Origin of the sequence: Lysobacter antibioticus (genome assembly GCF_000731095.1) — a bacterium.
Lineage (GTDB): Bacteria > Pseudomonadota > Gammaproteobacteria > Xanthomonadales > Xanthomonadaceae > Lysobacter > Lysobacter antibioticus_B.
The window spans coordinates 1-11,960 of record NZ_JMTZ01000039.1 but is presented as its reverse complement, the minus strand read 5'-3'; the positions used below and the strand labels follow the sequence as shown (position 1 = coordinate 11,960).

Annotated in this window: 8 protein-coding genes; 3 read left to right on the top strand and 5 right to left on the bottom strand. The window is 63.6% G+C overall.

From position 1 onward, the window contains the following. The first annotated feature begins 15 nt into the window (after positions 1–15). Both EX88_RS0113015 and EX88_RS0113010 read left to right on the top strand, forming a co-directional pair. Complete coding sequence (locus EX88_RS0113015; RefSeq protein ID WP_200875843.1) at positions 16–1,248, top strand: MFS transporter; 1,233 nt, start codon at positions 16–18, stop codon at positions 1,246–1,248. A 67-nt stretch (positions 1,249–1,315) separates the two neighbouring features. Further along, positions 1,316–4,039, top strand: a complete 2,724-nt coding sequence (locus EX88_RS0113010; protein ID WP_200875842.1) for a TonB-dependent receptor — start codon at positions 1,316–1,318, stop codon at positions 4,037–4,039. On the opposite strand, the gene EX88_RS26890 is transcribed toward EX88_RS0113010, so the two are convergent. Beyond that, positions 3,978–4,361: a VOC family protein gene (locus EX88_RS26890; protein WP_031372425.1), complete on the bottom strand. Its 384-nt coding sequence runs from the start codon at positions 4,359–4,361 to the stop codon at positions 3,978–3,980. The two genes, EX88_RS0113010 and EX88_RS26890, sit on opposite strands and share 62 nt — an antisense overlap. A gap of 36 nt (positions 4,362–4,397) precedes the next feature. Then, complete coding sequence (locus EX88_RS0113000) at positions 4,398–5,135, bottom strand: hypothetical protein (RefSeq protein WP_152566259.1); 738 nt, start codon at positions 5,133–5,135, stop codon at positions 4,398–4,400. Positions 5,136–5,639: 504 nt separating this feature from the next. On the opposite strand from EX88_RS0113000, the gene EX88_RS0112995 reads away from it, so the two are divergent. After that, entirely contained in the window at positions 5,640–7,385 is a 1,746-nt protein-coding gene (locus tag EX88_RS0112995; protein ID WP_152566258.1) for an XVIPCD domain-containing protein, read from the top strand. Positions 7,386–7,485: 100 nt separating this feature from the next. Here the strand turns inward: EX88_RS0112995 and EX88_RS0112990 are convergent, their stop codons facing one another. The 3 genes from EX88_RS0112990 to EX88_RS0112980 form a co-directional block, all read right to left on the bottom strand. Then, a complete protein-coding gene (locus tag EX88_RS0112990; protein ID WP_430536910.1) occupies positions 7,486–9,552 on the bottom strand; it encodes a prolyl oligopeptidase family serine peptidase in 2,067 nt (688 codons plus the stop codon). Between the two features lie 308 nt (positions 9,553–9,860). Then, positions 9,861–10,157, bottom strand: coding sequence for a hypothetical protein (locus tag EX88_RS0112985; RefSeq protein ID WP_031372421.1), 297 nt, complete (start codon positions 10,155–10,157; stop codon positions 9,861–9,863). A gap of 216 nt (positions 10,158–10,373) precedes the next feature. Then, a partial coding sequence (locus tag EX88_RS0112980; RefSeq protein ID WP_031372420.1) for an autotransporter outer membrane beta-barrel domain-containing protein occupies positions 10,374–11,960 on the bottom strand: 1,587 nt, incomplete at its 5' end.

Here is an 11,960-nt window from a genome sequence, read left to right as displayed (position 1 = left end):
CCCGGAGAGACGATCGTGAAGCACCAGCCGATGATCATCAGCTACATCCTCCTGATCTGGTTCGCGATCTCCTTCATCACCAATCTGATCGGGCCGCTGATGCCCATCGCCATCCAGGATTTCAAGCTCAGCCTGACCATGGCCGGCTTCATGCCGTTCTCATTCTTCCTGGCCTACGGCTTGATCTCGATCCCCGGCGGCCTGTTGATCGAAGTCCGCGGCACGCGCTTCACTCTGTTTACCGCCTTCGCGCTGAATTTCATCGGCGCCCTGGCCATTGCCGTGATGCCGGGTTACGTCTCGGTGGTGGCCGGGCTGTTCGTCATCGGCTTAGGCATGGCCCTGCTGCAGGTGGTGATCAACCCGCTGATGCGCACGGCCGGCGGCGAAGAGCACTTCGCCTTCTTTTCGGTGATGGCGCAGTTGGTGTTCGGCCTGGCCTCCTTCCTCAGCCCGCTGGCGTTTCGGCTCTACATGCAGCGCCCCGGCGTGGAGGGGCAGCCGCTGGCCTGGCTGACGTTCTACTGGTTCTTCAGCGCCGCCTTCGTACTGCTGGCTCTGCTCAACTACAAGCTGCCGTTGCCGGCGGTGGCGCTGAAGGAAGACGAGCGCGTGGGCAGCCGCGCGGCCTACCGCAGCCTGCTGCGCCGCGTCGATGTGCGTTTGTTCTTCCTGGCCATCGTCGCCTATGTCGGCACCGAGCAGTCCCTCGCCAACTGGATGTCGCAGTTCCTGCACAGCTACCACGGCATGTCGGCCACCGAGCAAGGTGCGATTGCCGTCAGCCGCTTCTGGGGCTTGATGTCGCTGGGCTGCCTGGCCGGCTTGGGCTTGCTGAAACTCATCGACTCGAAGTGGGTGCTGGCGATCTTCTCGACGCTCGCCATCGCCTGCCTGGCCCTCGCTCTGTTCGGCTCCGCGGACATCTCTCTACTGGCCTTCCCCGCCGCGGGCTTTTTCTTGTCGGTGATGTTCTCGGTGATCTTCTCGCTGGGATTGAACTCGGTGCGCCAGCATCACGGCGCGTTCTCGGGAATCCTGTGCAGCGGCATTCTCGGTGGCGCCATCGTGCCGCTGTTGATCGGCTTCATCGCCGACCACTGGGGGCTGCGCGTGGGCCTGTCGCTGGTCTTCATCCCCCTGCTCTACATCCTCAGCGTCGGTGCCTGGGCCAGGCCACTGGTACGCAACCAGACCGTGTATTCCGCGAAAAACACGCCCGCCTCGAACACTCCCGCCTCGCCCTGATCGGGCAACCGCACCAGCCACTGCGCGGGTCCGCCGGCCCGAGTCGCCGTACAACCAGGAGCCCATAATGAAGAAGCATCCCAGCGATGTCCGACCGACCGGCATCGCCGTCGCAATCGCCGCGGTATTGATCGGCTGCGCAAGCGCGCCGGTGATGGCCCAGTCCAGTACGAGCGAGGACAGCAAACAGGTCAGCGCCGGGCAGGTCGACGCCGGACAGGCTGACGCTGGCGAAGCCCGGGCCACTCCCGTTGGCGAAGCCAGAACGACACTGGAAACCGTGCATGTTTCCGCCACCCGCATCGAATCGGACCTGCTGAAGACGCCGGTGACCGTCACCGCCGTCACCCAGGAAGCATTGACCCGCGAGGGCATCCGCGACGTGCGCGGCCTGTCCGGCAGCATGCCCAATCTGCAGATCGCCTCCGGCCCGGATTCCGGCGTGCAGGTCAGCATCCGCGGCATCGGCGCCAACAACTTCACCGAGATCGGCGACCCCGCCGTGGGCCTGCACGTGGCCGGCCTGTACTCGCCGCGTCCGCAAGGCGCGCTGGCGCTGATGTTCGACGTCGACCAGGTCGAAGTGCTGCGCGGCCCGCAGGGCACGCTGTTCGGCCGCAACTCCACCGGCGGCAGCATCAACATCATTCCGGCCAAGCCCCGTTTCGATTCCAGCTTCGGCAGCACCGAGCTCGAAGTCGGCAGCTACAACCTGCGCCAGCTCAACCTGATCCAGAACATCGCGGTGAACGATCGCTTCGCCCTGCGCCTGTCCGCCACCAAGGTCGAGCGCGATGGCTGGATCGACCAACAGCAGGACTTCACCGACGTCGATATTCCCGAGCGCGGGTTCATCGCCGACGGCATTCCCGACGTAGACCAGCGCCGCAACGTCAAGGTCGGGCGCGACGAGTATTACTACAACCGCGACGAATGGGCGGTCCGCCTCGCCGCGCGCTTCGCCATCACCGACGACGTCGAGTGGCTGCTGGCCTACGAGAAGTTCCAGAACTCCGGCGCCGGCCAGGTCGGGCTGAAGGACTGCAAGCAGGCGGCCGGCACCCGCTTCGCCTGCCAAGGCGGCAAGTGGGACGTAAAGATCAACGTGCCGGGCAAGACCGACATGTCGATCGACACGGTGCGCTCCAATCTCAACTGGTTCCTCAGCGACACCAACAGCATCGAATACAGCGTGGCGTTCGCCACACAGAAGCGCTCGCAGATCGCCGACGACGATGGCGGCTACCACGAGATCCCCTCGCAGGTTACCGCCACCTTGCCGGTGCCGGCGGCGGGCGACTGGGGCGTGTGGCCGGTGCGCGACAACACCTCGATCACCCTGGACTCGAAGTACAAGTCGTTCGTGCACGAACTGCAGTTCAAGCATCAGGGCGAACGCCTGAAGCTGGTATCCGGCCTGTTCTGGATGCACGAGAAGAACTCGATCGACTATGCCCAGGAAATGCTGGTCAACGCGCCGTTCGGCTATCCGATCAGCCAGTTCTACCACCAGCCCAATCGCCAGATCGACGCCAAGGCGATCTTCTCCCAGGCCGACTGGCGCTTCGCTCCCACCTGGACCGCAACGCTGGGCGCACGCTACAGCCGCGACGAAAAAACCGACCGCGGCGGCCAGGTGTATGGCGGTTGGGATGCCGAATCGACGGCCTATTACAACGGCCTGTACCACCCGGGCACGCCGGGCGAACCGGGCTTCCGCCCCCACAACGGCCGCGAGCTGACCGAACGAATGGGGCCGTTCGGCGGTATCGATGCCTACAAACTGTGGGGCCCCCCGGCCGAGAACGAACACTCCGAATCCTGGCGCAAGGTCACCTGGCGACTGGGCCTGACCAAGGACCTGTCCGATGACGAGATCCTGTTCACCTCACTCTCCACCGGTTACAAGGCGGGCGGCTTCGGCGACAAGGACGATGTCTGCGGCGGCAAAGTCTGCATCGACGGCCCGCCCGGCCCGCAGTACACCTTCTTCCCGTACGAGCCGGAAACCGTCACCAATTTCGAAATCGGCTACAAGGGCCTGCTGCTGGACAAGCGCCTGAGCCTGTCGGTCACCGCCTTCTATAGCCGCTACAAGGACATGCAGGTGACCGGCGACTTCTTCGCCGCCAAGGTGCACGTCAACGAACCCTGCCCGGATTGGGACCCGACCTGCGATGTGATCAAGAAGTGGCAGACCGTCAACGTCGGAACGGTGAACATCCCGGGCCTGGAAGTGGAAGTGGACTATCTGCCCACACCCAACACCCGTATCGGCGGCTTCTTCTCCTACATCGACAGCAAGATCAAGGACTACCCCAGCTTCAGCGACGAATGGAACTGCGGCGTGCGCGAAGAGTTCGGCGCCGTGCCTTGCCCGGAGCCCTACAGCGGCCCCGACCCGACTCTGGCCGGTCGCCAGATCTACGACATCACCGGCCACCACCTGCCGATGACGCCGAAATTCACCGCCGGTATCAACGTCTCCCACACGTTCAAGTTCGGCAACGGCTATGAACTGGTGCCTTGGCTCAGCGTGAAGTGGCAGGACAAGATGTACTTCACCTTGCGCAATCTCGACAACGCGCACGTCTCCGACGCGCAGGAGGCTTATACGACGGTCGATGCCAGTCTGAGTCTGCAGTCGCCGTCGTTCTGGCGCGCCGAGCTGTACGTGCTCAACGCCACCGACAAGATGACCAAGAACTGGGCCGACGATGCCGGCGGCTTCATCCGCGGTTACTGGAACGACCCGCGCACGGTCGGCCTGCGTGTCCGCTTCGACTATTGATGCCGTCATTGCTGCGCGTAAAGCCCCCCTCCCCTAGCGGGAGAGGGGGCAGATTTGCCAAAGCGAAATCGGCAAGCGACTGATGATCGGCGACGACATGCGGCGCGAGGAATCGGGAGATCTCGAGCCGGCTGTGACCGTCCGGCGTACGCATCATGGCGATCGCGACGCGCATGTCGTGCAATCCGGTGACGCCATCCGCCCAATCCCCTTCGATCGGGGCACGTCCTTCGAGCTCCAGGCCGAGCTCGGTGAAAAACCCGATGGCGGCATCGATGTCTTCCACCACGATGCCGACGTTATCCATACGCTCGATCGTCATGATGTCTCCTCGGCGTGGACGATGGCGGCTTGGCCGCTAGCGCCTGGACCTCTCTGTGGCCTTGACGCAGGCCCGCAGTTTGTCGCGCGCAGCAAGCCCTCCGCTCCATTCGAGGATGTAAAGCACGTTTTCGTGCTTGCGATCGAAGACCTCGAATCGATGTTGGTCGAGCATCCCATCGAGCAGCGCGTCCACGTTCTCGACGGCCATCAGCAACATGCCGTCGCCGCCGGTGCCCGCCATCGGCAGGTTGAATACCTCGACGGCCTGGCGCTCTTCCCCGGTCTGGTGCAATTGGACGGTCAACTTCTGCGCCGACTTGGGTTTGGGAACGCCGCGCCCGTAAAGCGCCAGATAGGCGTAGGGAGAGCCGCCGCCCGGGCCTAGAATCATCATGCTGCTGCCCTCGCGATAGAAACGCGCGGCGCAGTACTGTCCTGGCGCGTTATCCGCTGCCGGCCTGAAATTCCAGAATCCGTCGAAGAAGGCCCGGTAGTCAGGGTCGCGCGCCATCCGTTGCTGATGCTTGCGCAGGCTTTCCGCCTCCTCCTGCTTGCTCCTGTGGAGCATCTCCTGCAGATCCTCGGCAGAGAAGTTGGGCTCGTAGCCTTGCCATTGATCTTCGTCGTCTTCCCCGTGGCAACACGGTGGGGTCGCCGCGATGTCGTTCATCGCTCGCGCATGCGCAGCCATTTCCGCCTGATTGGCTTGTACCGGCCCTATTGCGCACGCAAGCGCCAATGCGCAAATCAGACTCGCAGCGACCTTCTCCATGGATGCTTTCTCTCGGAAGTTGAGATGTCGGCGGACTACGCGCCGTCGCCATCACGATACTTGCCTTTCTCGACCAAGGCGACGGCGAAAGCAAATCCCCCTGCCCCCTTTGGCAAAGGGAAAATGGCAAGAGCGGCCCATCCCAAGCGCAAAACTCCGTGCGCAAAGCCCCCATTGGAGGGCTTCGGCGCTCGATGCTGCAGCCCTCCCCTCCGGCCATTCTGGTAGGCCCAAGGCACTCAGCGCTGGGGCCGGCCCTGGTCGCCCCGTTCGTCCCGGCGAATCCTCTGTCCGAGATCGCTCAGGCACTGCCCCAACCAAGACCGGATGAGCTTGCTCGACCGCTGCGAGGCCATCGAGATTGGATCGCCCGGCTCTCGCTGCTGCGAGCACGCCCGCAATCTGCGCAATTTGTGACTATCGACACGCTTGTCGACGGTCTGCCGCGTCCTGTCGAAACGCCGCCGCACGTATCCCCTAGAGCGTCGATCAGTGGAGCGCCCCGTGCACGAGCCCGAAACCGAAACCGAGCAGGACGTCAGCGCATTGCTCGACAGTGTCAACGATATCGGCGCCGACACCATCGAGTACGCCAATCTAAAACAGCTGTTCGCCGACTCTCCGCATCTGCGAAGTCAGTTGCGCAGGGCCATGGCCGAGGGTGGGCTGACCTCGATCGTCCTGTTGCCGGAGACATCGACATTAGGCGGACTTTATACCTATACGAACGGGGTGATATCGCTAAGTCGCGAGGCCCTGTCGAAGTCTCCTGCCGAGGGCGGCACCGCAGCGGCTTGGATCGTGGGCCATGAACTCGAACATTGCGTCAGGTCCGCCGAGCTTCATGCGCGTGTCGGCCGCGATATCGAAATCGCAAACATATTTGCGACAGACAGTACTTACGACTACACCGACGTGGTCGGGTTCTATGTGCAAGCAATGCGCGAGGACGAAGCGCATTCGGAGATCGCGGGCTGGAATGCGCATTTGGACGTCCTCAAGAAAAACGGCGGCAAGGACGTGCCCGACGCCAACGACATCGTTGTGTCGGTTCCAGGTCGGAAAGACCTTTACTTCCAGCCCAGCGCCGGTAGCCTGGGTTACGATTTCAAGCCGGAGATCGAGGCGGTTCTGAACTCCGACCGGAGCATGCCGGCCAGCACCGAAGCCATCGCCAGGATATCGCAGTGCTACTTCGACGCTCCGCCTGAGCGCTCGCGCCTGGGCCCGTCGGGTAACTGCGACTATCGGCACTACTACGCGGCCATGGCGCTCGGGGAAATCCATCAAACCGCCTCCTCGCAAATCCAGGTGCGACTGTCTGCGCTCCATCTCGATACCGCGACCCTTTGGGCCAGCGGGGTAGATCTCAGCCCCACCGGCATTCCGATCTTCAGCGATGCATCCATGCCGGCACCGGCGAACGACCCGGTAGAAACCGCAACGCTGCCCGCTCCTGGCCAACCCGAGCCCAGACCATTGTTTTACGACTCCTCATGGCTAGGCATGTCCGAGCAGCGTGTGGGCGACGAATATGCCGCCAGCAGCGATGCTGTCGACCTCAGTGGCAGCTCACTGCTCGAGACGAGGATGTCTGCCAAGTGGAATCCGGATGGCGAAGCGCCGGTCCCGTTCACCACGCCTCCCGGATCTCCGCCGCTGCCGCCCGTACCGCAGTCGCCCGAACTCTTGGATCTTTGGATCGCCTCGCTACTCAGCGACGAAGTCGGGCCGAGTACCGGCAGCGCGCTCGGCAAACGCGAGTTCGACGACGAATCGCCAAGGGCAAGCCAGGGCAGTCCGAAAATTCCGCGCATCGACCGAGAATTCAACCTGATGCAGCCGCCCGACCCGCCACAAACTTCTTCCAGTACGCCGCAATCGCAACATCCGCTGTACCTGCAAGCCTTGCACGCGCTGCAAACTCACTCCGACCCGGAGCTTCGCAGCCGCGCGCCGGAAACCTTGCAGTGCCTCGCCGCCGGGCTGGCTTATGAGGCGCAGAAGTCCGATCTGGGACGCATCGATCATGTCGTCGCGTCCGAGCACAACGAGTATCTGTTCGCGATCAGGGGCGGCATACCGAACGATCCCGCCAATCAGTACGTGCAGGTCGATCAACGTGTCGCCAGCACCACGCCATTGGAACGATCGCTGGCGGAACTGGCCGCGATCACACCACCCGACGCGGCGCATGCCATGGGCGCAGCATCGCAAACGCCGCACGAGCGCCATCTGCCCCCGCATTGATCGTCCGATTCACACACGCTTTCGTCACGGACAGAACGGGCCCGCCACGGAAACGCCCAGCCATGGCCGAGCGTTTCCGTGCGTTGCCTCGATCGAACTTCTACTTCTTGCTCTGCGCCTTATGAGTCTTGAGCGCCTCCGTCAGACCGGGCACGCCGTCGGCACCGTGCGGTACGGACAAGCTGGAGCCTTGCAGATCCTGACCGATAGGCTCGACTCGTCCGCCCAAGCACTTGCCGAGAAACCCTTCGGTCAGCGCATTGAAGGCTTTGCGGTTTTCCGGGCGCGCGAAACCGTGTCCCTCATCGGCGAACAACGCATAGCTCACCGGAATCTTGCGCTGATTCATCGCGGCAACCAGGTTGTCGCTCTCGGCCTGGGTGACGCGCGGATCGTTGGCGCCCTGACCGACGAGCAAGGGCTTGCTGATCCTGTCGACACGACCGATCGGCGAGCGTTCGAGCAGGTGCTTGCGCCCGGATTGCGTGCGCGGATCCCCTACCCGCTTGTACCAGGTCGTCTCCAGCATCGGAGCGGCGTATGCCGGGAACGATTCGATCAGCGTGACCAGACTGGAGGGGCCGACGATATCGACGCCGCATTTGAAGGTGTCGGGCGTGAAGCTCAGCCCGACCAGGGTCGCATAGCCGCCGTAACTGCCACCCATGATCGCGACCTGGTCCTTCGTGGTCACGCCCTGTTTCACCGCCCAGGCCACCGCATCGATCAAGTCGTCGTGCATCTTGCCGGCGAACTCCCCGTCGGCACGGTTGAGGAAATTCTTACCGAAGCCGGTGGAACCGCGATAGTTGACGTTGAGCACCGCATACCCGCGGTTGGCCAGCCACTGCGTAGTGCCGGCATAGCCGTAGGAATCGCGGGCCCAGGGGCCGCCGTGCACGTTCAATACCATCGGCACCGCTCGCTCGGGCTTGCCGTCGCCGTTGGTATCGGCCTGCGGCGGCAGGGTCAGGTAGCTCACCAAGGTCAGGCCGTCGCGCGAGCGGATTTCCTGTGGCCACATCGGCGCCAGCGGCAGGCCTTCCATCTTCGGCCGCGACGAAAACAACTTGGTCAGCTTGCCCGGGCGACCATGCTCGCCGCGATCGTAGCGGTAATACACACTCGGCGTTTCCGGCGCCGAATACAGGATGATCCAACTGCGATTGTCCAGCGTCTGCGATTGCACCGAGACCTCACCGGGGCCGATTTTCTTCAACGCCGCCAGGTCGGCGGTCACCTGCGGATCGATCGCGGTCCACTCCTCGCGCAGGTAGTTGGCGCTCGCGGCCAACATCCGGCCGCTGCTGGGATCGGTCAGAACCCCGGCGATATCGGCTTTGGGGTTTTCCAGCAGCAGGCGGCGCTTGCCGTCGGGCCCCTGCGCGAACAGCGCGCCGGTATCGCGGCCGCGCGAATCCAGCCAGTACAAGGTTTGGCCGTCGGCGGTATAGCCCAGGGTTCGGGTCGTCAGACCGTCCTCGACAGGGATGCGGTCCCAAGGACTCCATTGCCCGCTCTCGCCGAGAGCCAGTATCTCGCGGCTTCCGTCCGCAGCCGGCTTGTAGCCCAGGCGCACGCGATAGTCCTCGTCGGTGAGAAAGCCGCTGAAGCCGTCGTTTTTCTGCACCAATGTACGCTCGCCGCTGCTCAGCTCGACGCGATAGAGATCGTGGTACTTCGCATCGCGGTCGTTCATGCCGATCATCACCGACTCGGGATGGCGCGGACTGATGTTGCCGATATTGGCACGGGTCTTGGGATAGGGCGACAGATCGCGCTCGTTGCCGGTAACGATGTCCAACGCGAATACGTGATAGTTCTCATCGCCGCCGCTGTCGCGTACATACAGCAGCGTGCCGGGTTTGTATGCCCAGGTATACCCGGTGATGCCGCGGGCCTTGTCGTGGGTCGCGGGCTTGGCTTTGTCCAACTGGCCTGCAGGTGCGACCCACAGGTTGAGCACGCCATCCAATGGAGCGACCCAGCTCAGGTACTTTCCGTCGGGACTGATCGAGACGTTGGTGCGTTCAGGGTTGCTGAACAACAGATCACGCGAAATCAGCGCCGGAGCAGTGTCCGGCGTAGACGCAGGCACGACCTGCGCGGGTAAAAAGGCCAAGGCAGCGGTCAGGCCGGCAGAAAGCAAAGTGATCTTCATGAGCATCCTCGAACTATGGGGTCGCGTGAATCGACGGCAGAAAAGATGCCGTTCGCCATGTCGCCGTCTTTGCAAATCCCGAACGAACAGTTTGGCCAGTTCCAAGTTTCGTCGGGAGCAACGGGCAGCACTTCCAAGGATGCTCGAAGGGCGCAGCTGGTCGCAGGCACAGGATGCTCGAAGAGCGCCTTGGGTCGAAGGAAAGTGCGCTATTTATCGCACTCAGAAGAAAGATCCGCTCTCGAGGAACGGATCAGCCTGTCTGCTTTCAATCGAATTCGGTGGCGCTCAAGTTCAGCGTCATCGCGATCTCTTCAGAATGAGCCAAGGCTCATGTCCGCAGATAGCTGTTGGGGCCAGGGCCAGTCGCCCATGGATGCGGAGATGAACACGCAGAGGTCTCCGGACGGATCGAGCGTCGCGACCGGCCCTATGGAATACTTGCGCAGCTGCAGCCTGCCCCAAGTATCGAAGACCGTATCCCAGCGGTCGCCCTGGCGCACGCCGCTCGTATCCAGGAACGCGGTGAGCGGCATGACCAAGTACCAACTTCCATCGAGCGCCGGCTTCCAGCGCTCGTCGCGTAACTCATTGAGCCATGAAAAATTCAAGAACCTGTCCTAGCGCTTCGATGCCGTCGCAGCACTCGTTCGGAATGCAACGGCGCAATACTAGGAGTGCGCTCGATAGCGCAAAATTGGCAAAAGTCTTAGAAAGTCGGCCATCGCGCCCGCAGTCCGAAACGTAAGGCCGAGGCCCGCGTACGACAGGCATCCGCCGGGTCGTCATCGGGCGGTGCAAGCCTCAGGCATGCACCGCCCCTGCCGTCACCAGCGAATCCGCACGCCCAGGTTGGCCTGGCGCTGCTTGACGTCACTGCCCTCCAGGCTTTCGCCGTAGGACAGCACGCCGAACAGACTGACCGATTCGTTCAACTCGGCTTCCACGCCGACGTCGACGGTCGCCATCAGGCCCAGCTCGTGGTTCGGAAACGCTTGCGGTTGCGTGCCGGAGCCGATCGGCACCACCAGCAAGGCGTTGTCCTTCTCGCCCAGGGTGTCCTGCAGGCCGAGCGTCGCCCACGGGCGGATGCGTGCGCCGCCGGCCGTCTCGAAACGCTTCTCGGCACGCACCGCGGCGCGCACCGTGCCCAGCAGGTCGTCGTCCATCACCAGTTGCTTGCCGCTCGCATCGCGCTGGTCCTGCCACTGCATGGCACTGGCGCTCAGGTTCACTTGCGGCTCGAGGGTCCAGCCGTTGCTCAAGTGAAAGCGATGGCCGAACTGTGCGCTTGCGGTCACGCTGCTGCCGCCGATGTCTTGGTTGAAACCGTCGGCCACCGCGACGCGGGCCTCCGGCCGTTGCCCGACCAGGGTCATGTCCAGGTAGCTGCCGCCCTGCCAACTGACGCTACCGTACATGCCGACCATCGGCGTATCGACGCGCACATGGGCCTGGCCGATGCCTTGCAGATCGGTCGAATTGGCGCCGTCGGCCCAGTAGTTGCCGTGTTGGTAGCCCAGGAATACGCCGCCGCGGAAGCTGCGCGTCTCGCGGTCCTGCAACAGCACGTCCATGCCCAGGTACAAGCCGAGCGTGTCGCCGCTGAAAGCGAAGCCCGGGTTGGCGCCCATCTCGAGTTCGCTGCCGCTCGCCGCTACCCAAAGGCCGTGGCAATCGCCGCGCAACGACGCATAAGCGCGCCGTGCGCCCTCCTCCTCCGCGCCGCAGCGCGGCGTATCGCCACGTACGCCGCTCATGCGTTCGAACAACAGCCGGTTGCTGCTCTGGATATCGGCCAGGCCGATGTCCGGCAGCACCGCGTACCCGCCGATTTCCGGCAGGATATTGCTGGCCTCGGTGTTCAGATACCAGCCATCGCCCTGGCGGTCGAAGCTCCACGGGAACACGCTGCCGTTCAAGCGCACCACTCCGTCGCTCGCGCCGGCCGCGGTGAAGCCGCTTGCGGTCGCCGCGTTGTCGTTCGGGGCCGAGATCACCCGGATCGACGCCGGCTGCTGCGGGGTTTCGCTGCCGTCGCCGAGAAAGGTCACCGCGGTGGTGCCGGCGACGTCGCCGCCGATGTCCAAACCGCCCGAGGTCTGGTTGCCCGGCGATACCGTCAGCGCCAGCGCGCCGCCGCCAGTGTAGTTGCCGCTGATGCCGAAGCGGGCGCCGCCGACCGTGATCACGCCAGAATTGGCCACGCTGCCGGTCAGGTTGGCGCCGCTCATTGCAATCAATTCCGAGGTACCGTCGATCGACAGCAAACCCCCGGCCAGGTTCAGCGGTGCGTTCAAGGTCAGTTGCGTGCCGGTGAGCAGGTCGACGCGCTCCCAGTTGGACAGTGCGCCCACGTCGCTCTGGTCCAGGGTCATGCCGTGGAAGTTCACCCGATCCTCGCCGCCGGCGCC